Here is a 20,604-nt window from a genome sequence, read left to right on the forward strand (position 1 = left end):
TGAGCGTGGCCACCGACAATTTTGGTGCCGGATGTGGGATTCGAACCCACAAGCCCTTTCGGGCAACGGTGTTTGAGACCGCAGCGTATGCCGTTCCGCCAATCCGGCTGGATCGAGAAGAAATCTACCGGACCGTGGGCGGAATCACTGCACCGGGACGTGCCTCCGATGGCCTAGTCTGTGCTCGTGACGCAGAGCAACCCCAGCAGCACCCCGGAGAGCCAGGCGCGGCGTACGGTCGTCATCGCGGAGGACGAGGTCTTGATCAGGATGGACCTCAAGGAGATGCTCACCGAGGAGGGTTACGACGTCGTCGGTGAGGCGGGCGACGGCAAGGCCGCGATCGAGCTCGCCACCGAGCACAGACCCGACCTGGTGATCCTCGACGTCAAGATGCCGGTGCTCGACGGGATCGCGGCGGCGGAGGCGATCGCGCGCGACCGGATCGCGCCGGTCGTCATGCTGACCGCGTTCTCCCAGCGCGACCTGGTGGAGCGGGCCCGCGACGCGGGCGCGATGGCGTACCTCGTCAAGCCGTTCAACATCACCGACCTGGTGCCGGCGATCGAGCTGGCGGTGAGCCGTTTCCAGGAGCTTGCCCAGCTCGAGCGGGAGGTCGCCGGTCTGACCGACCGGCTGGAGACCCGCAAGGCGGTCGACCGGGCGAAGGGGATCCTGCAGGAGGGTCTGACGCTGAGCGAGCCCGACGCTTTCCGGTGGATCCAGAAGACCGCGATGGACCTGCGGCTGTCGATGCGCCAGGTCGCAGAGGGCGTCATCGAGCACGGCGTGAGTGGCCCACGTACCTGAATCCGTGTAAACGGCACGTCACAGATCGGTTGCGGTCTCCAATGAGGGTCAACCTGTGGCTTGTTCGTGGGTGATCTCGGCCTAGACTGCCCGCGCGGATCCGGCCGACCAGCGTATTCAGCTGGTGTCAGGGTCCGTCTTTAGGACACACAGGCAGGAGTACCCACGTGCGCAAGCGGCTCTACAGAGTCCTCGTCGCGCTCATCGGTGCGCTGATGGTGCTGTTGGTTGGGAGCCCGGGTGCCGCACAGGCAACCGAGACCCCACCGCCGGACGCCACCGCGATCCAGGTGACGCTTCAGGACGAGGCCAACAAGGATGCCCAAGGCAATCCGAAACCGATCCCGGGAGTGACCCTCGAGGTCAGCAAGGACGGCGAGAAGGCCGGTGAGGGCGTCACCGACGACAAGGGTGTGGCGATCATCGTCGTCGATGAGCTCGGGAAATACACCGTGACCCTCGACGAGAAGACCCTCCCGGAAGGCACGGTCCTCGACGAGGACACCAAGGGCGAGGCCACCGTCCAGGTACGTTTCCAGGGGCCCAACAACCGGGCCATCTTCCCGATCGGGGTCACCGCCGGTGAGGAGTCGAACTTCGGCAAGGACCTCGCCCAGAACCTGCGCGCGGGCATCGTGTTCGCCCTGGTCCTGTGCTTGGCCGCCCTCGGGTTCTCGCTGATCTTCGGCACGACCGGCCTGTCCAACTTCGCCCACGGTGAGATGCTCACCTTCGGTGCGTTGATGGCCTGGACCTTCGACCAGGTCTTCAAGACCGGCGCCCTGGCCTCGGTCTCGGTGCTCCTCGCCGGCATCATCGCGGTCCTCCTCGGTGGCCTGGGCGGCTTCGCACAGGAGAAGATCCTGTGGGGTCCGCTGCGCCGGCGCGGCACCGGCCTGATCGCGATGATGATCGTCTCGATCGGCCTGGCGATCTTCCTGCGCTACCTGTTCCAGTACTTCTACGGCTCCTCGACCCGGTCGCTGTCGCAGTACAACGGCCAGCAGCGTGAGCAGCACTGGTACTACCTCGGTCTCTCGCTCGCCGACCGCGAGGTGGTCATCGTGCTCGTCGCGATCATCACGATCACCGCGGTCTGCCTGTGGCTGGCCAAGAGCCGGATGGGCAAGGCGATGCGCGCGGTCTCGGACAACCCGGCACTGGCCGCGTCCTCCGGCCTGCGGGTCGACGGCGTCATCACCAACGCGTGGGTGATCGGTGGCGCGTTGACCGCGCTGTCCGGTGTGCTCTACGCGATGCAGCTGCAGGTGAACAGCTTCATGGGCATGCGGATCCTGCTGGTCATCCTCGCCGCGGTCACCCTCGGTGGTCTCGGCACGATCTGGGGCGCTCTCGTCGGCTCGCTGGTGATCGGGCTCGTCTACGAGCTCGGACCGCTGTTCGGCGTACCCGCCTCGATCAAGGAGATCGGCCCGCTGCTGATCATGATCGTGATCCTGCTGGTGCGGCCCCAGGGCATCCTGGGTCGTAAAGAGCGGCTCGGGTAGGAGAGACAATGGATATTCTCGACATTCTCCGGGCAGCGTTGCAGCAGGCACTCGGCCCGCAGGCAATCGTCTTCGCCCTGGCCGCCATCGGCCTCAACATCCACTTCGGCTACACCGGGCTGCTCAACTTCGGCCAGGCCGGGTTCGTCGCGGTGGGCGCCTATGGTCTGGCCGTCTCCGTGGTCACCTACGGGGCGCCGTTCTGGCTCGGTATCGTCATGGCGATCGTGGCCCCGCTGCTGCTCGCCGTGGTCCTGGGTGTGCCGACGCTGCGTCTGCGCGCCGACTATCTGGCGATCGTGACCATCGCCGCAGCCGAGGTGCTGCGGTTCGTCTTCGGCTCGGTGGAGATGAAGGACACCTTCGGAGGCTCCAACGGGCTCAACGGATACGCCAGGCCGTTCCAGGAGGCCAACCCCTACAGCAGCGGCCTCGACCTGGGGTTCATCTCCTTCGGGCGCAACGACCTGTGGTCGCTGACCGTCGGCTGGATCCTGGTCGCGCTGTGCTGCCTGCTGGTGTGGGCGCTGATGCGCAGCCCGTGGGGCCGTGTGCTCCGCTCGATCCGTGAGGACGAGGACGCGGTCCGCTCGCTGGGCAAGAACGTGTTCGCGTACAAGATGCAGGCCCTCGCCCTCGGTGGTGTCATCGGTGGTCTGGGCGGCATGTTCCTGGCTCTCAAGCAGGCCTCGGTCGTGCCGAGCGACTACTCCACGCTGCTCACCTTCTACGCCTTCGCCGCGCTGCTCCTCGGCGGCGCGGGCCGAGTGATGGGCCCGGTCATCGGCTCCGTCCTGTTCTGGTTCCTGATCGCGGGGCTAGGCTCGTTCTTCAGCCAGTCGGCAGGTAAGGGCGGATGGATCCCGACGGTGATCATGACCGACACCCAGGCCAGTGTGATCCGCTACATCATGCTGGGGCTGGCCATCATGCTGCTGATGATCTTCCGTCCCCAGGGGATCATCGGCGACCGTAGGGAGATCGCGATCGATGGACGCTGACATGACTGACCAGACGAGCACCGAGACGAGCGACGTGGCGAGCAAGACCGGGCCTGCGGGCCTGGTCGGGGCGAGCACGGAGCCGGGCAGCAAGAAGTCCGACCCGATCATCGTCGCCGACAACATCACGCGTACGTTCGGAGGACTCACCGCCGTCGACGTCGACCACGTCGAGATCCAGCGCGGTGCGATCACCGCGCTGATCGGCCCCAACGGAGCCGGGAAGACGACGTTCTTCAACCTGCTGACCGGCTTCGACCAGCCCAACACCGGCTCGTGGAGCCTGGAGGGCAAGTCGCTCAAGGGCGTGGCTCCCTACAAGGTCGCCCGCCTCGGGATGGTGCGCACCTTCCAGCTCACCAAGGTGCTGGCCAAGCTCACCGTGATCGAGAACATGCGCCTGGGCGCCACGGGGCAGAAGGGTGAGCGGTTCTGGGCCGCGCCGTTCAAGTTCCTGTGGGGCAAGCAGGAGGACGCCGTCACCGCGAAGGCCGACGACCTGCTGGCCCGGTTCCTGCTGGACAAGAAGCGCGAGGACTTCGCCGGGTCGCTCTCCGGCGGTCAGCGCAAGCTGCTCGAGATGGCCCGCGCGCTCATGGTCGACCCCGAGGTCGTCATGCTCGACGAGCCGATGGCGGGTGTGAACCCGGCCCTGAAGCAGTCGCTGCTCGGCCACGTGAAGTCGCTGCGCGACGAGGGCCGCACGGTCCTCTTCGTGGAGCACGACATGGACATGGTCCGCGACATCTCCGACTGGGTCATCGTGATGGCCCAGGGCAAGATCGTCGCTGAAGGCACTCCTGAGTCGGTCATGGCCGACCAGCGTGTCATCGACGCCTATCTCGGGGCCCACCACGACACCGACCTGAGCGAGCTCGACGAAGAGGTCCTCGAGGCCGAGGTCGAGGCAGAGCTCGAGGGCGACATCGCCCAAGAGGAGGACTCGAAGTGACTTCCACCGAAGCGGAGGAGTTCCGCGAGAAGCATCTGAGCGAGGCCGAGGGTGCGGTGCTCCGCGCCGACGGGCTCATCGCCGGCTACCTTCCCGGGGTCAACATCCTCAACGACACCGACCTCTACTGCCAGCCCGGTGAGCTGGTCGGCATCATCGGCCCCAACGGCGCCGGCAAGTCGACTCTGCTCAAGGCGCTGTTCGGCCTGGTGAAGATCCATGAGGGCACGGTCAAGCTGAACGGTGAGGACATCACCGGAAAGCGTGCTGACGAGCTGGTCTCGCGGGGTATCGGGTTCGTCCCGCAGAACAACAACGTCTTCCCGAGCCTGACCATCGAGGAGAACCTCGAGATGGGCTGCTACCAGGCCCCGAAGAAGTTCGCGGAGCGGTTCGAGTTCGTCACCGGGATCTTCCCGGCCCTCGGTGAGCGCCGCAAGCAGCGCGCCGGTGGCCTCTCCGGTGGTGAGCGTCAGATGGTCGCGATGGGCCGGGCGCTGATGATGGAGCCGTCGGTCCTGCTGCTCGACGAGCCCTCCGCGGGGCTCTCGCCGGTCATGCAGGACGAGGTCTTCGTGCAGACCCGCAAGATCAACCAGGCGGGTGTCTCGGTCGTGATGGTCGAGCAGAACGCTCGCCGCTGCCTGCAGATCTGCGACCGTGGCTACGTGCTCGACCAGGGCCGCAACGCCTACACGGGGGCGGGGCGCGAGCTCGCCGACGACCCGAAGGTGATCGAGCTCTACCTCGGCACTCTGGGTGCCAAGGAGGACTGACGAGCGAGGCCGAACGGCGAGCTTGCTCGTCCGTTCGTGCCGAGCGAGGAAGTTCCGCCGCCGAAGGCGGCCGGACTGAGGGCGTATGTCCTGAAACGGCCGGGCCCCGGAGCAGCATGCTCCGGGGCCCGGCCGTTTCGTGCTCAGGCGACGGTGTGCGAGCGTCGCTGGGAGCGCCGGGCGGCGAGCAGCTCGCCGACGGCGCTGGACTGCTTCGGGCCGCGCTGCAGGCGGGCGTGGTGGGGCAGGGCCCGGCCCAGGACGGTGAGCCGGGAGCGTACGACCGCGGTCGGGGCCACCCGCATCACGGCCTGGGCGCCGAGGCCGATCCGGGCGAGGAACCGGTTGCCGTCACGGCCACCTGCGGAGGCCGCGGCCGCGATCGTCCTGATCCCGCGTTCCTCCGCGAAGGAGACGGCCGACTCCATCAGCATCCGGCCCACGCCACGGCGGCGGAAGCTGGGGACGACGTGGGGTGCGAAGATCTGCACCGTCGGCTCCAGGTTGAGCGGGCCGAAGGTGGTCGCACGCACGTAGACCGCCCCGACGGGCTCGCTGCCGCACTCGGCGACCAGGAGGCGCTGGTCGGGGGAGGCGTCGGCGTCACGGATGATCGTCTCCAGGTCGCTCAGCTGCTCTTGGGCGTCCGCCATCCGCAGCGAGTCCTGCCAGATGCCGAGAAGGAAGAGCGCGTCGTCGGCTCGTGCCTCTCGCATCGTCACCGGCACCCTCATCGAGTCCGTCCTCCGAGAGTGCCGTGCGTACAGATGATCACAATTCCTCCACGATCGTGGCTGTTCCTGGGCGGAATCGGGTTTCCCGAGTGATTATGGGTCACCACGGCGCCGATAGTACGGAGCCGATGATGGCGGCAACCCAGGCAATGATGCCATGGGGGAGATGTAACGGATTGGTGAAAAGACAGGTCCCTCGGGTGATTCGCCCTCCGTGCGTCTCTAATGTGTCTCCGCAAGGTCCGACGTGAGCCGGGCCAGCCCATACGAAAGAGGGACTAAGCAGTGAACTCATCATCCTCTACCTGGATGAAGCTGACCGCAGGCGCCGGCGCCTTGGCGCTCAGCTTCACCCTCGCCGCCTGCGGCGGCGAGACCGCTTCCGAGGAGCCGGAGAAGAAGGCCGCCGCCAAGGGCGACGGCACTCTCACCATCGGGCAGCTTCTCCCGCAGACCGGTAGCCTCGCGTTCCTCGGCCCGCCCGAGTTCGCCGGTTCCGACCTGGCGATCCAGGACATCAACGCCGCCGGTGGTGTGCTCGGCAAGGACGTCGTCCCTGTCGTAGCGGACTCCGGTGACACCACCTCCGCGATCGCCCCCACCGAGGCCGACAAGCTCATCGACGCCAAGTCCGACGTCATCGTCGGCACCGCGTCCTCGGGCGTGTCGATGACCGTGATCGACAAGATCATGTCGTCGGGCACCGTGATGTTCTCCCCGGCGAACACCTCGACCGAGTTCGACGAGGGCGACTTCGCCAAGCCGGACCTCTACTTCCGCACGGCTCCGTCCGACATCCTGCAGGGCGCCGTCATGGCCAACCTGCTGCTCGAGGACAAGCGCACCAACGTGGCGATCCTGGCCCGCCAGGACGCGTACGGCGAGACGCTTGCCGAGGAGATCAAGGCCAACCTCGAGGGTGCCGGCTCCAAGGTCGCCACCACGGCGTTCTACTCCGAGGACGCCACCTCGTTCGACGCCCAGATCAACGAGGTCGCGGGCTCGGGTGCCGACGCGGTCGTCGTGGTCGCCTTCGAGGAGACCAAGAAGCTCATCCCGCAGCTCATCGCCGCGGGTGCCGGTCCGGCCAAGCTGCCGACGTACTTCGTCGACGGCAACCTGTCGGACTACTCCAAGGACTTCACCAAGGGCGAGCTCAAGGGTGTCAAGGGCACCCTCCCGGGCGCCGAGACCACTGGTGACTTCAAGGAGCAGCTGCTGAAGGTCGACCCGAAGCTGGCCGACTACTCCTACGCCGCCGAGTCCTACGACGCCACCATCGTCTCCGCGCTGGCGGCTGTGAAGGCCGACAGCGACGCCGGCGAGGCCATCGCCGAGGAGATCGTCGACATCACCACCGGTGGCGAGAAGTGCGAGACGTACGCCGACTGCGTCAAGCTCATCGAGGACGGCAAGGACATCGACTACGACGGCAAGTCCGGTCCGATCGAGCTCGGCGAGACCGGTAGCCCGACGGCCGCGTCCATCGGTATCTACCAGTACAACGACAAGGCGACCTACGCCCCCGTCAAGTACATCGCTGGGGAAGTCTGATCCACCCAGTGAAGGGCCCCGGAGCGACGCGCTCCGGGGCCCTTCTACGTACGTTCCTACATCGAGATCCGGTCGGCGTCGATGAGCGAGCAGGTGATCCGTGAGGTGCAGACCCGCTTGCCGCGCTCGTCGGTGATCACGACCTCGTAGGCCGCCGAGCTGCGGCCGAGGTGGATGGCGGTCGCGGTGCCGGTGACGATGCCGGAGGTCGCCGACCGGTGGTGGGTGGCGTTGATGTCGACGCCGACGGCGATCTTGCCGAGGGACGCGGCGTGCATGCCGGAGCCGGTGGACCCGAGCGTCTCGGCGAGCGCGACCGAGGCGCCGCCGTGCAGCAGCCCGTACGGCTGGGTGTTGCCCTCGACCGGCATGGTGCCGACGACCTTCTCGGCCGAGATCTCCAGGATCTTGACGCCCATCTTGTCGTTGAGGCCGCCCATGCCGTGGGGGAGCGAGGCGAAGAACGTCTCGCCCGCGGTCTTGTCGGTCGGCGAGACGGTCGGGTCGGTGGTCGATGCATCGGTCATGGATGCATCGTCGCATGTGCCGCACGGGGTCTGGGAGCGGGGGACGCGCGGGTCTCGACCCGCGGTCGCGCCGTTGTCGGTGGTCGTGGATAGAGTCGGACCGTGGCTGACGTGACGCGTGACCGACTGCTCCTTCTCGATGGGCACTCGCTGGCCTACCGGGCCTTCTTCGCCCTGCCGGTGGAGAACTTCTCGACCGTCACGGGGCAGAACACCAATGCCGTCTACGGCTTCACCTCGATGCTGGTCAACGTGCTGCGCGACGAGACCCCGACTCATGTCGCGGTCGCCTTCGACCTGTCGCGCCAGACGTTCCGGCTGGAGGAATACTCCGAATACAAGGCGAAGCGCAACAAGACCCCCGACGAGTTCAAGTCGCAGCTGCCGCTGATCCAGCGACTGCTCGACGCGCTGCACATCCGCCACCTGTCCCTCGCGGGCTATGAGGCCGACGACATCATCGCGACCCTGGTGACCCAGGGGCTGGAGGCCGGGATGGAGGTGCTCATCCTGACCGGCGACCGCGATTCGTTGCAGCTGGTCACCGAGTCCTCCACCGTGCTCTACCCGATGCGTGGTGTCTCCGACCTGGCGCGGATGACGCCGGAGGCGGTCGAGGCGAAGTACGGGGTCCCGCCGCACCGCTATCCCGAGATCGCCGCGCTGGTGGGGGAGGACTCCGACAACCTGCCCGGCATCCCCGGTGTCGGCCCGAAGACCGCCGCGAAGTGGATCAACACCTACGACGGCCTCGACAACCTGATCACCCACGCCGACCAGATCAAGGGCAAGGCCGGCGACAACCTGCGCGCCCACCTCGGCGACGTGATGCGCAACCGACGGCTCAACGCGCTGGTGCGAGACCTGTCCCTGGAGGTCGGCCCGGCCGACCTCGGGCGGGTCGAGTGGGACCGGGCAGCGGCGCTGGAGCTCCTCGACGAGCTCGAGTTCCGCGGCGAGATCCGCACCCGGATCACCGACGTGCTCGCCCCCGAGGACGACGTCCCGGTCGACGAGAGCGGGTTCGCGCTCGAGGGCGAGACCCTGGCTCCCGGCGCCGTCGCGACCTTCCTCGAGGAGCTCGGAGCCACTCCGGTCGGCGTGCATGTGCGCGGCACCTGGGGTTCCGGCACCGGCCGCGTGGACGGGTTCGGCTTCGCGACGCAGGAGCGGGCTGCGTACGTGGGGGTGGAGGAGCTCACCCCTGAGGACGAGGCCGCGCTGGCGGGCTGGCTCGCGGACGCCTCGAAGCCGAAGATCATGCACGACGCCAAGGGGCCCGAGCTGGCGATCGATGCCCACGGCTGGTCCTTGGGCGGGCTGGTCACCGACACGGCGCTGTCGGCTTACATCGTGGCGCCCGACCAGCGCTCCTACGACCTCGCCGACCTGACGCTGCGCTACCTCAAGCGTGAGCTCAAGCAGGAGGACGACGGCGGCCAGGAGTCGCTCTTCGGCGACGACGAGGTCGGCGGCGACGGCGTGGCCAGGACCTCGATGCTCTACGCCCGGGCAGTGATCGACCTCGCCGTCGAGCTCGACTCGGCGGTCGAGGCCGCCGGCGGACACCGGCTCCTGTCCGAGGTGGAGCTTCCGCTGCTGCATCTGCTGGCGCGGATGGAGAAGACCGGCATCGCGGTCGACACCGAGCACCTCGACGCCCTGGAGCGACACTTCGCCGGCCAGATGAAGCAGGCGGCCGACGAGGCCTACGGCGTGATCGGGAAGGAGATCAACCTCGGCTCGCCCAAGCAGCTGCAGGTGGTGCTCTTCGACGAGCTCGACATGCCGAAGACGAAGCGCACCAAGACCGGCTGGACCACCGACGCCGACGCGCTGCAGCAGCTCTACGTGAAGACCGAGCACCCCTTCCTCCTCGCGCTGCTGCGCCACCGCGACGTCACCCGGCTGCGGGTCACCATCGAGGGCCTGCTGAAGACCGTGCAGGACGACGGCCGCATCCACACCACCTTCAACCAGACCATCGCGGCCACCGGGCGGCTCTCCTCGACCGAGCCCAACCTGCAGAACATCCCGGTGCGCACCGAGGAGGGTCGCGGGATCCGTAAGGGCTTCGTGGTCGGCGACGGCTTCGAGTCGCTGATGACCGCCGACTACAGCCAGATCGAGATGCGGATCATGGCGCATCTGTCCGAGGACGAGCTGCTCATCGAGGCGTTCCGGTCCGGACGCGACTTCCACTCGATCACCGCCGCTCGGGTCTTCGGTGTCGACCCCGACGCGGTCTCCAGCGAGCAGCGGGCCAAGATCAAGGCGATGAACTACGGCCTCGCCTACGGCCTGTCCGCCTTCGGTCTCTCCCAGCAGCTCGGGATCGAGCCGAGCGAGGCGCGAGGGCTGATGGAGGAATACTTCGAGACCTTCGGTGGCATCCGCGACTACCTGCGCAGCCTGGTCGAGGAGGCGCGGCGCACCGGCTACACCGAGACCATCATGGGCCGCCGCCGCTACCTTCCCGACCTGCTCTCGGACAACCGTCAGCGGCGCGAGACCGCCGAGCGGATGGCGCTCAACGCACCCATCCAGGGCTCGGCCGCCGACCTGATCAAGGTCGCCATGCTGCGGGTCCAAGCCGCCATCGACGAGGCCGGCCTCTCCTCCCGGATGCTCCTCCAGGTCCACGACGAGCTCGTCTTCGAGGTCGCGTCCGGGGAGCGGGAGGCGTTGGAGTCGCTCGTACGCGAGCAGATGGGCTCCGCCGCCGACCTCAACGTCCCCCTCGACGTCTCCGTCGGCACCGGCCTGTCCTGGCACGAAGCCGCCCACTGACCGCCGAGGCGTCGCCCCGGTCGGCCGAGACGTCACCCGCGTCGGCCGAGACGTCACCCGCGTCGGCCGAGACGTCACCCGCGTCGGCCGAGACGTCAGTTGTGACGTACGAGATGGCAGTCGTGGCGAGCCGAATCGGTCGTCATGGCCGACGAAACTCGATCTTCGTCGGTCCTAGCTGCACTTTCGGCCGGCATAACTGACGTCTCGGTACGCCAGAAGTGCCGTTTCGGCCGACGCAAGTGACGTCTCGGTACGCCAGAAGTGCCGTCTCGGCCGACGCAGCTGACGTCTCGGCGGGTCAGGGGCGGTGAGGGGTCTGGCTGAGGCGCCAGAAGGTGGTCGCCAGGAGGACGGCGGCGAGAACGGCGTCGACGCTGAGGACGGCCCAGACGAGGCCTTCGACGGTGGTCTGCATCGCGCCGAGGGCGAGGGCGGCGGCGACGGCCATCCAGAGGAGGTACGCCGACAGCCGGCTGCGCCGGGCCAGGACCGAGTAGACGAGCAGCTGGAGCACGGACAGCACCATGCCGAGGATCGCGAAGACCCAGAGCAGGCCCTCGATCTCGGCGTAGTCGGGGCCGCCGATGAAGATCATCGCGAGCCACGACAGCAGCCACGAGCCGGCGATCGCGCACGCGCCGAGACCGCCGACGAGCGCGAGCGACTTGATCAGTGCGGAGCGGCGGCTGGCCTCGGCCGACATCGATGGAAAGGCGATGATCACCACGAACTGCGGTAGGAACAGCACCGCCTTGGTGAGGATCAGGCCACCCGCGTACAGGCCGGAGACGTGGTCGGTGAGCACGTTGCGCGCGATCAGGATGTCGACGTTGGAGAGCGCGAAGAAGCCCAGCAGCGCGAACGAGCCATGGAGCATCTCGACGACGACGGGCTTCACCGGCCCGGGCCTCCCGTGGGTGTCGGCGCGACGTCGCAGCACCCACCATCCGACGATCGCCGGTGCGAACTGGGCCAGCGCTACGCCGGCCATGGCGGCGCCCTCGGTGGGGCGGATCCACATCGCGGCGGTGGTGACGATGACGCGGGGGATACCGAGCGCCAGGTAGACCATCGCCAGGGCGAGCCAACGGCGCTCGCCCTGGAGCACCCCTGCCTGACCACCCATGATGGTCAGCGGTACGGCACACACCGCGACCAGCATCGCGGGATAGATTGAGTCGAGCCGCAGCACCCGCCACACCACCGGTGAGGCGGCGAGCATGACGATCCCGACGACGATGGCCGCGCGGTAGGTCGCGCGAAGCACCGTCTGCTCGATCACCCGCTCCTGACCGGGCGTCTCGGTCACCCGTCGCGACGCCGTCGCCTGCATGCCGAGCTGGACCACGCCGACCACGAGGAGCAGGGACATCATCGATGCGACGCCGCCGTACTGTCCGGGGCCGAGGATCCGGGCGGCGATGATCTGGAAACCGTAGGTCGCGACGTTGGTGACCATGATGCAGATGGCGAGGAAGCCGCTGCTGCGGATGAGCGCGGACAGCCTGCGCCGGCGGGCGCTGGTCGGGCTGTCGGTCATCGTGGGCACTTGGAAAGCCTATGGTGCCGTACGCCACATGCCGGCACCGGCATCCGCCCAGGACCGGAACTCGATCGCCACAACTGACGTCTCGCCCGACATAACTGACGTCTCGCCCGGCGTAGTTGACGTGTCGCGCGACCGGGGTGACTTCTCGGCGTGGGGCTTAGGGTGGCCGCGTGATCGAACGGGCGGCCCCGACCGTGTGGGCGGGTGTGCTGGCGGTGCTGATGCTGGGGCCGGCGCTGGGGGCGGGGTTCGTGCTCAGCTACGACATGGTGTGGGTGCCGGATCTCGCGCTGACCCGGGATGTGCTCGGCCTGGGGTCGGGGCTGCCGCGGGCGGTGCCCTCGGACGCCGTGGTCGCGGTGCTGGACGAGGTCGTGCCGGGTCTCGTGCTGCAGAAGCTCGTGCTGATCGGAGCGCTCGTGCTCGCCGGGGCGGGTGCCGCCGAGCTGGTGCGGGAGCGCTCGCTCGCCGCGCGGCTGGCGGTGGTGAGCCTGACCGTGTGGAGCCCGTACGTCGCCGAGCGGCTGTGGATGGGTCACTGGCCGATGCTGCTGGCCTATGCCGCGGTGCCCTGGCTGGTGCTGGCCGGCCGCCGTTGGGCTGCGGCCGAGCGTGGCCCGGTGTGGCTGCTCCCGGTCCTGCTTGTCGGGAGCCTGAGCGCCAGCGCGGGGATCGTGTCGGCCGCCGTACTGCTCGCGACCGGTCTGCACCGGGGCCGGCGACCGGCGCTGCTGCTCGCGATGGTGGCCGCGGTCAACGCGCCCTGGGTGATCGCCGGTCTGACCCACGCGGGGGAGGCGGCGTCGGCGACCGGGTTCGAGGTCTTCGCGCTGCGCGGCGACGCCCTGCCCGCCCCGCTGGCAGCCCTGACCCTCGGCGGGATCTGGAACACCTCGGTCGTCCCCTCGAGCCGCGAGAGCTGGCCGGCCTGGGTGGCCCTGGCGCTCCTGGTGGCGCTGATCGGTGCCGGACTGCGGCGGTGGTGGGCCGCCGACAGCCAACGGACCGCGATCCTGGGGCTGTGGGTGGCCGGGATGGCGATCGCCGTCGCCGGCTGGGCGGCGCCCGAGGCTCTCGACGACCTCGCCCAGGTGATCCCCGGCCTCGCGCTGATGCGGGACAGCAGCCGCCTGCTTCCGCTGTGCCTGCCGCTGATCGTCCTGACCGCCGCGGCCGGGGTCGACGCGCTGCGCGATCGGCTTCGCGGGACCGCACCCCGATGGGCCGCCGCCGTGGCCCTGGCCCTCGCCCCGATCGCCGTGCTTCCCGCCGCCTGGGGTCTCGCCGGCGGCATCGGCACGGCCGACTACCCGACGTCGTGGCAGCGGGCCGGCGCGACGCTCGCCGAGGAGACGGCACCTGGTGACGTACTCGTCCTGCCCTGGTCCGCCTACCGGGCGCCGGCGTGGAACGAGCATCGTCCCGTCCTCGACCCGCTGCCGAGGATGCTGCCCAGGGCGAGCGTGACCGACGGCGACCTCGTCATCGGCAGGACCGAGATCGCGGGGGAGGACCCGCGCGCGACGGCCGCCGCCGAGGCCCTCGCCGCACCGGACCCCGAGGCACGGGCGAGCGAGCTGAGCCGCCTCGGGATCGGGTACGTCATCACCGACCGCACCGCGGGCGAGGCGCCCCAGGTGGCCGGCGAGACCGTCCACGACAGCGGCGACCTGCTCCTGCAGCGGCTGCCGGGGGAGGCGACCCGGCCGGCCGCCTACACCATCGGCCCGGCGGCCCTGACGGCGGTGATCGTCGCGTGGGTGGCGTACGGCCTGGCCTGGCTCGGAGCCACAACATCAACAGTTCTGCTACTGATCAGTATTGTTCGCCGGCCGGCTGCTAAAGTTCGCCGCTAGGAGAGGGAGGTCACATATCCATGGGCAACATCATTGCCATCGTCGCCAGCATTCTTGTCGGCGGCGGAGTCGCCGCAGCGACCATCGTCGGAGTCGTCACCAGCAGCACGGACAACACCGTCGAGAATCCTCCGAGCGTCTCTGAGTCGACGGTTCAGTACGGCACCAACGACTGAGCTCGACGTAGCGAAAGAGGCCCGGCGGTGATCCGCCGGGCCTCTTCTCAGTCTCTACGACAGTCCAGAGCAGTCAGTCCGCGCTGACCACGTGCCCCTGGAGCGCGGAGGCGAGCACGGCGTTGAAGTTGAGCTGGCTCTGCTCCCAGGTGTGCTTGCGCGCGTGCCACCGGGCCCCCTCGGCCAGCTCCTTGCGGCGGATCTCGTCACCGAGCAGGTGGTCGAGCGCGGCCACGAAGCCGGCCTGGTCGTCGACCAGCACCCCGGACTCGCCGTCGTCGATCGACTCGGTCGTCCCGCCCGCGTCGCGGAAGGCGACGGTCGGGGTGCCGTGCTGGGCCGCCTCGGTGACGACCAGACCCCAGCCCTCCTTCAGCGACGGCAGCGCCATCAGCCAGGACCGCTCGTAGACCGCCTCCTTGGTCTCCTCGTCGACATGCCCCAGCATCTCGACGAAGTCACCGGCCCCCACCCGGGAGACGTACGCAGCCAGCTCGTCGGCCCACCAGCCGCCGCCCACGATGCTCAGCCTCAGGTCCGGGTAGGACGCCCGCAGCGCCACCGCCGCGTCGACGGCGAGCTCGACCCGCTTGTGCGGCACCAGCCGCCCGACGACACAGATGGAGGGATGCTCGGTCTTCGACGGCCGGTCGCTCAGCGCCGGCGCGGCGCCGTTGTGCACGACCGCGACCCGGGCGGGGTCGACGCCGAGCGTGGCCAGCTCGGCCCGCGTGGCGCGGGAGACCGCGACGTACTGCTTGTGGCGGTAGAGCCGCGGCGCCAGCCACGACTCGACCCACCAGCCGATCCGTCCGGACAGGCCGGGATAGACCACCGGCCACTGCTCGCGGTGGACGTGGTGGACGAGCACCGTGACCGGCGCCCGGGTGCCGAGCGGGCAGAAGAACGGCAGGCCGTTCTGCACGTCGACGACCGCGTCGACGCGGCCGATCGGGCCCAGCCGGCCCAGCGCGAGCAGCAGCACGCCCCACAGGTAGATGCTGAGCTTGCCGCCGCGGCGTACGTAGCGGATACCGTCGCGCTCCTCCCGGGCACGCGCGCCTGGATAGGTGGCGGTGAACACGGTGACCCGTGCTCCCGCGCCCACCAGTCCGGCGGTGATCTGGTGGAGGTAGTGCTCGGCTCCACCGGCTTCGGGATTGTCCGTGTCGCGCCAGCTGAAGACCGCCACATGGCGACCATCCAGCTGCGCTCCCTCGTTGGCGCGCAAAACTCAGTTCTCCCCTGACTCGCAGTTTCCCCGCACTGAGCGCTCCCTCCCCAGGGGTCACGCAGTTACCGGAGAGTAGGACACTTCGTGACCAAATGCACACCCGTTGGGGTAATTCGGTTAGGGTTCCCGCCGTGCCGAACCTCCTCGACCCCCGGAGCGGGGACCAGATGGACGCCCCGGTCGGCAACGACTGGCGGGCGACGCTGCGGCGCTCCGTACGCCTCTTCAGCGACTTCCGCGTGGAGCAGACCGATCCCGCGCGCTTCTACACCGCGCTGGCGGCGGACTCGGTCGGCCAGCTCGCGCACTACACCGACGGAGAGACCCTTCAGGGCACCGTCCTGCTCGACGTCGGCGGCGGCCCGGGCTACTTCCGCGACGCCTTCATGAACGCCGGCGCGACCTACCTCGCGCTCGACGCCGACGCCGGTGAGATGCAGGGCGCCGGGATCGTCGCCGAGGGCAGCATGCTCGGCGACGGGATGCGGCTTCCCGTCCGCACCGGAAGCGTCGACGCCTGCTACTCCTCCAACGTGCTCGAGCACGTCCCGACCCCGACCGCCATGCTCGACGAGATGCTCCGGGTCACCAGGCCCGGCGGCGTCCTCTTCTGCTCCTACACCCTGTGGTGGGGCCCCTGGGGCGGCCACGAGACCAGCCCGTGGCACCTGCTCGGCGGCCGCTTCGCGCGCCGGCGCTACCTGCGCAAGCACGGCCACGAGCCCAAGAACAAGTTCGGCGAGTCGATGTACGCAGCGACCGCCTCCGCCGGGCTGCGCTGGGCGCGCGCCCAGCGCCGGGCGGGCAACGCCGAGATCCTGGCCGCGGTTCCGCGCTACCACCCGGCGTGGGCGGCGTGGCTGATGCGGGTCCCGGTGGTGAGGGAGGTGCTCTCGTGGAACCTCCTGCTCGTGCTGCGCAAGACGTGACCCCGGACCCGCCGAGCCCTACTTCACGACTGAGGATCGCGGCGTACGTCGCGATCCTGACCGCGATCACCTTCACCCAGGCCCCGGGCCGGATCGTCGCGGACACCAAGTTCGATCTGAGCGCCGACCCGTGGGCCTTCCTGGCCCGGGCGCTGAACATGTGGGATGCCCAGGGCGCCTTCGGCCAGGTGCAGAACCAGGCGATCGGCTACCTGTGGCCGATGGGTCCCTTCTACGGTCTGGGCCAGCTGGCCCAGCTGCCGGAGTGGGTGATCCAGCGGCTGTGGTGGGCGCTGTTGCTCAACCTGGCGTTCCTGGGAGTCCTGATGGTCGCCCGGGAGCTGCAGCTGGGGAGGCCGTGGGCGCAGGTCGCGGGTGCCGCGGCGTACGTCCTGACGCCACGCGTGATGACCATCCTCGGTGCCAACTCGGCCGAGCTGTGGCCGACCGCGGTCGCGCCCTGGGTGCTGCTCGCGGTCATCCGCGCCAGCGGCACCACCACGACGAAGGACCTGGTGCGCTGGTGCGCGGTGGCGGCGCTCGCGGTCGCCTGCGCGGGCGGGGTCAACGCGACCGCCGTCTCGGCGGTGATCGTCCCGGGAGTGGTCTTCCTGCTGACCAGGACAGGTGCCCGGCGGTTCGCCGCACTGGCGCTGTGGGGCGTGTTCACCATCCTCGCCACCCTGTGGTGGACGATCCCGCTGGTGCTCCAGGGCCGCTACATCCCGCCCTTCCTCGACTACATCGAGACCGCCGCGGTCACCTCCTCGACCACCGGCCTGCTGCCGACGCTGCTCGGCACCTCCGACTGGGTGGCGTACGCCGACCCGCTCTACTACCCGGCCGGGCAGAGCCTGCACGCCACGCCCTTCCTGGTTCTCGATGCGGCCGCCGTCGTCGCCATCGGGCTCGCCGGGCTGGCCGGGGTCGGCCGCGCGCGTCGTCACCCCGAGACCCGGTTCCTGATCGGCTGCGTGCTGGCCGGCGCCGTCCTGGTCGGCATCGGCTACACCGGTGCGCTGGCCGGCTGGGGAGCCGAGGCCCGTCAGGACCTCGTCGACGGCGCCCTGGCCGCGGTGCGCAACAGCCACAAGTTCGACGCGGTGCTCCGCCTCGGGCTCGCCGCCGGGGTCGTGCTCACCGTCGAGACCATCCTCTTCCGCGCCGAGCTGGCGCGAGCCTCCGGGACGGCCACGAAGGCCGCGCAGTGGCTCCGGACGGTGTTCGTCATCGCCGTGGTGGCCGCGCTGGCCGGCCTGGCGGTGCCCTGGGTGCGCGGCCAGGTCCCGCCACCCGGGTCGATCGAGAACGTCCCGACCTTCTGGACCGACGCCGCCGACTACCTCTCCGAGAACGACGACGGCGGCGTGACGCTCGTGGTCCCGGCCGCCCGGTTCGGCGACTACCTGTGGGGCAGCACCCACGACGAGGTCCTGCAGCCCTACGCCGACTCCCGCTGGGCCGTACGCGGCGTGGTGCCGCTGGCCGAGCCCGGAAACGTCGTCTGGCTCGACCGGGTCACCGAGGAGATCGAGCGCGGCATCCCCAGCGCGGATCTCGCGCCGATGCTGGCCAAGGCCGGGGTGACCCGGCTGCTGGTACGCAACGACCTGCACTGGGGCACCACTGGTGCCCCGCCGCCCTCGCTGATGCACGCCACCCTCGCCCAGTCGCCCGGGCTGACCCGAGAGGCGAGCTTCGGCACCGAGTTCGGCAACACCACCTACCACCGCGAGAAGGGCACCCGCGTCCTCGTCGACGGGGGCCTGGCGGGGGAGTACCCGCCGATCGAGATCTACGAGGTCGACGACGCCACCTCCGACGGGACCCTCATCCCGGCGAAGACGACCGTGATGGGCGACCCGGGCGAGCCCGCCAGCGGGGCACCGGCGGTGCTGACCGCCGACGACACCCGGTCGGCCGCCGACGGCTCCGGGGAGAGGGCCGATGTCATCCTGACCGACGGGCAGCGGCGGCGTACGACCCTCTTCGCCGGTGTCCGAGCCAACTCCTCCGCGACCCGGACGGCCGAGGAGGGCGTCGACTCCGACCAGCCCGAGAGCTTCCACCGCTACCTGGAGAACCAGGAGCGGTGGCAGAGCACGATGGTCTGGCGCGGGGTCGAGGCCGTGGAGGCCTCCAGCTCGGCGGCGACCCCGGAGGAGGTCCCGGTCGACCGCGGCCGGGCACCCTCGGCGGCCCTGGACGGCGACCCCGACACCGCGTGGCGCACCGAGACCGGATGGGACCACGATCCCGAGGGCTCCTGGCTCCGGGTGCGGTTCGAGGACGAGACCGACCTCGGCAAGGTCACCATCACGATCCCGGCGAACGTCGTCGGGGTGGAACGGCTCGAGCTCGTCGCCGGCGCCCAGATGCGCAAGGTCTACGCCCCGCAGCCGGGGGAGGAGGCGACGTACGACCTCACCGGGTTCAGCGCGCGCAACCTCACCATCACCGCCCGCGGAGCCACCGCCTACGGCCCCTGGGGGATCAGCGAGCTCGACATCGAGGGCGTCGACGCCCAGCGCCTGGTCGCGCTCCCCGAGCCGCCGGAGGACACCACGATCCGCAAGATCCGGCTCGGTCGCGACGCCGACCGCAGCGGCTGCATCGACCAGGGTGGCGTGCTCTACTGCGAGCCGTTCCTGGCCGCCACCGGCGATGACGGCGACGATCTGGACCGGCTGATCACCCTCACCCGCGGGCAGTCGTTCGACGTCACCGGGACCGTGTCGCTGCGCCGCGACCACGCCTACGCCGCGGCAGCCGCCGCCCTCGCCGGCGTGGACATCACCGCACCGAGCCGCGGAGACATCGCCCAGTCGGCGCTCGCGATGGCCGACGGCGACGACGGCACCTCCTGGCGGGCGCCGTCGACCGGCCCGGCCACGGTGACCGTCGGGCTGCCTGAGCGGCAGCGGATCAGGGCGTTGCGGCTCATGGTCAACAAGGCGGCCCCGGTCAGCATCCCCACCGAGGTCGAGATCACCGACCTGCGCCGACCCAAGCGCACGGTCACCCGCGAGGTCGACTCCGACGGTGACATCGAGGTGCCGAGCGGCTGGCGCACCGACCGGCTCCGGATCCGGATCACCGAGACCGACGCCGCCTACGACCAGCCCTCCAGCATGACCGACGCGTCCGAGCTGCCCGCCGGCATCTCGGAGGTGGAGGTCAACGGCCGTCCGCTCGGCGACGGCACGCTCCGGGCGGGCTGCGCCGACGGTCCTCGCATCCGCGTGGGCGAGCGGGTGCTGCGTACGGCCGTCACCGGGTCGCTCTCCGCGCTGCTGCGTGGTGGCGAGCTGCCGCTGAGGGTCTGCGGTACGGCCCCGATCAACCTGGCCGCCGGCGAGAACACCCTGCTCGCCGACCCGGTGGACGCGCTCCGTGTCGACAGCCTCGAGCTCAGCGCGGAGGTGATCGCGGACGCGGAGTCCCCGGAGGCTGTCGAGGTGGAGCGCGACGAGCGCGACGCCGCGGTCTCGGCGACCGTCTCCGCCGAGGCGTACGACCGGGTCCTCGTGCTCCCGCAGAACATCAACACCGGCGCCACCGCGACCCTGGACGGCAAGGTCCTGCGCGCCCAGCGGGTCGACGGCTGGCAGCAGGGCTGGATCGTGCCTGCCGGCGCCGGGGGAGAGGTACGTTTCGGCTTCGCGCCCGAGGGCACCTACCGTGCCGGGCTGATCGCCGGTGCGGGCGGCGCGGCGCTGGTCCTGGCGCTGGCACTGGTGACCTCATGGCGCCGCCGCGGCACCCCGCCGAGCCTGGAGCTGTTCCCCGTGGCCGCGCCGTGGCGGTGGTACGACGCCGGGCTGCTGGTCCTCGTGGCCGGTCTGCTCGCCGGCTGGTGGGGCGCCCTGGCCGCCGTGGTCGCCTGGCTGCTGCCGCGCCTGACCGGCCGCCGGCCGGCCCTCGTACGTCTCCTGGCCGCCGGGTCGGGGGCGGCGCTGCTCGCCGGCGCCCTGGCCGTCGAGATCCTCCCGACCGCCTGGGACCTGCCCTGGGACCCGCCCGCCTGGACGGCTCAGGCGCTCTCGCTGGTCGCGATCGTGCTGGTCGCCGCGGCCGCCTCGGTCTCACCGGGCTCTGACGCGGCCTCCGGCTCGGGCTCGGAGCGCCGCTTCGGCCGGCGCCCGGAGGGACGCCAGCCGCGCAGCCGCATCACCCTGCGCTCGAAGAGGACGTAGGACAGCGCC

At 69.9% G+C, this 20,604-nt stretch carries 15 protein-coding genes and 1 tRNA gene; 11 read left to right on the forward strand and 5 right to left on the reverse strand.

Going from position 1 to position 20,604, the window contains the following annotated elements; genetic code table 11:
• Positions 1 to 22: 22 nt before the first annotated feature.
• A tRNA-Leu gene (locus tag ABTX24_RS18360) sits at positions 23 to 108 on the reverse strand.
• Positions 109 to 180: 72 nt separating this feature from the next.
• Here ABTX24_RS18360 and ABTX24_RS18365 point away from each other — a divergent pair.
• From ABTX24_RS18365 to ABTX24_RS18385, 5 genes are all read left to right on the forward strand, one after another.
• A complete protein-coding gene (locus ABTX24_RS18365; RefSeq protein ID WP_160024278.1) occupies positions 181 to 810 on the forward strand; it encodes an ANTAR domain-containing response regulator in 630 nt (209 codons plus the stop codon).
• Positions 811 to 977: 167 nt separating this feature from the next.
• Complete coding sequence (locus ABTX24_RS18370; protein WP_160024277.1) at positions 978 to 2,318, forward strand: ABC transporter permease subunit; 1,341 nt, start codon at positions 978 to 980, stop codon at positions 2,316 to 2,318.
• Positions 2,319 to 2,326: 8 nt separating this feature from the next.
• Positions 2,327 to 3,319 carry a branched-chain amino acid ABC transporter permease gene (locus tag ABTX24_RS18375; protein ID WP_160024276.1) on the forward strand — a complete coding sequence of 331 codons (993 nt, stop codon included), beginning with the start codon at positions 2,327 to 2,329 and terminating at the stop codon, positions 3,317 to 3,319.
• Between the two features lies 1 nt (position 3,320).
• On the forward strand, positions 3,321 to 4,271 hold the full coding sequence (locus tag ABTX24_RS18380; RefSeq protein WP_350718195.1) for an ABC transporter ATP-binding protein: 951 nt from the start codon (positions 3,321 to 3,323) through the stop codon (positions 4,269 to 4,271).
• Positions 4,268 to 5,047 (forward strand): ABC transporter ATP-binding protein, encoded by a 780-nt coding sequence (locus ABTX24_RS18385; protein ID WP_160024274.1) that lies wholly within the window; start codon positions 4,268 to 4,270, stop codon positions 5,045 to 5,047. The genes ABTX24_RS18380 and ABTX24_RS18385 overlap by 4 nt, the downstream gene beginning before the upstream one ends.
• A 143-nt stretch (positions 5,048 to 5,190) precedes the next feature.
• On the opposite strand, the gene ABTX24_RS18390 is transcribed toward ABTX24_RS18385, so the two are convergent.
• Complete coding sequence (locus ABTX24_RS18390; RefSeq protein ID WP_350841544.1) at positions 5,191 to 5,763, reverse strand: GNAT family N-acetyltransferase; 573 nt, start codon at positions 5,761 to 5,763, stop codon at positions 5,191 to 5,193.
• Between the two features lie 327 nt (positions 5,764 to 6,090).
• Between ABTX24_RS18390 and ABTX24_RS18395 the strand changes: the two genes are divergently transcribed.
• Entirely contained in the window at positions 6,091 to 7,335 is a 1,245-nt protein-coding gene (locus ABTX24_RS18395) for an ABC transporter substrate-binding protein (RefSeq protein ID WP_350718194.1), read from the forward strand.
• Positions 7,336 to 7,391: 56 nt separating this feature from the next.
• On the opposite strand, the gene ABTX24_RS18400 is transcribed toward ABTX24_RS18395, so the two are convergent.
• On the reverse strand, positions 7,392 to 7,862 hold the full coding sequence (locus ABTX24_RS18400) for a hotdog fold thioesterase (protein ID WP_350841546.1): 471 nt from the start codon (positions 7,860 to 7,862) through the stop codon (positions 7,392 to 7,394).
• A gap of 102 nt (positions 7,863 to 7,964) precedes the next feature.
• Between ABTX24_RS18400 and polA the strand changes: the two genes are divergently transcribed.
• Positions 7,965 to 10,652 carry a DNA polymerase I gene (polA, locus tag ABTX24_RS18405; RefSeq protein ID WP_350841548.1) on the forward strand — a complete coding sequence of 896 codons (2,688 nt, stop codon included), beginning with the start codon at positions 7,965 to 7,967 and terminating at the stop codon, positions 10,650 to 10,652.
• Between the two features lie 301 nt (positions 10,653 to 10,953).
• Here polA and ABTX24_RS18410 read toward each other — a convergent pair whose 3' ends face one another.
• Positions 10,954 to 12,195: a lipopolysaccharide biosynthesis protein gene (locus tag ABTX24_RS18410; protein ID WP_350841578.1), complete on the reverse strand. Its 1,242-nt coding sequence runs from the start codon at positions 12,193 to 12,195 to the stop codon at positions 10,954 to 10,956.
• 179 nt (positions 12,196 to 12,374) lie between these two features.
• Here ABTX24_RS18410 and ABTX24_RS18415 point away from each other — a divergent pair, with 179 nt between their 5' ends.
• Both ABTX24_RS18415 and ABTX24_RS18420 read left to right on the forward strand, forming a co-directional pair.
• Positions 12,375 to 14,060: an MmpA family trehalose lipid delivery protein gene (locus ABTX24_RS18415; RefSeq protein ID WP_350841550.1), complete on the forward strand. Its 1,686-nt coding sequence runs from the start codon at positions 12,375 to 12,377 to the stop codon at positions 14,058 to 14,060.
• A 20-nt stretch (positions 14,061 to 14,080) separates the two neighbouring features.
• A complete protein-coding gene (locus tag ABTX24_RS18420) occupies positions 14,081 to 14,236 on the forward strand; it encodes a hypothetical protein (RefSeq protein ID WP_160024268.1) in 156 nt (51 codons plus the stop codon).
• Positions 14,237 to 14,309: 73 nt separating this feature from the next.
• On the opposite strand, the gene ABTX24_RS18425 is transcribed toward ABTX24_RS18420, so the two are convergent.
• Entirely contained in the window at positions 14,310 to 15,428 is a 1,119-nt protein-coding gene (locus tag ABTX24_RS18425) for a glycosyltransferase family 4 protein (RefSeq protein ID WP_350841552.1), read from the reverse strand.
• A gap of 173 nt (positions 15,429 to 15,601) precedes the next feature.
• On the opposite strand from ABTX24_RS18425, the gene ABTX24_RS18430 reads away from it, so the two are divergent.
• Together ABTX24_RS18430 and ABTX24_RS18435 are read left to right on the forward strand one after the other, a co-directional pair.
• A complete protein-coding gene (locus ABTX24_RS18430; RefSeq protein ID WP_350841554.1) occupies positions 15,602 to 16,399 on the forward strand; it encodes a class I SAM-dependent methyltransferase in 798 nt (265 codons plus the stop codon).
• Positions 16,366 to 20,595: an alpha-(1->3)-arabinofuranosyltransferase domain-containing protein gene (locus tag ABTX24_RS18435; protein ID WP_350841556.1), complete on the forward strand. Its 4,230-nt coding sequence runs from the start codon at positions 16,366 to 16,368 to the stop codon at positions 20,593 to 20,595. The genes ABTX24_RS18430 and ABTX24_RS18435 overlap by 34 nt, the downstream gene beginning before the upstream one ends.
• The last annotated feature ends 9 nt before the right edge of the window (positions 20,596 to 20,604 follow it).

The organism is Nocardioides sp. NPDC127514 (genome assembly GCF_040302125.1).
Lineage (GTDB): Bacteria > Actinomycetota > Actinomycetes > Propionibacteriales > Nocardioidaceae > Nocardioides.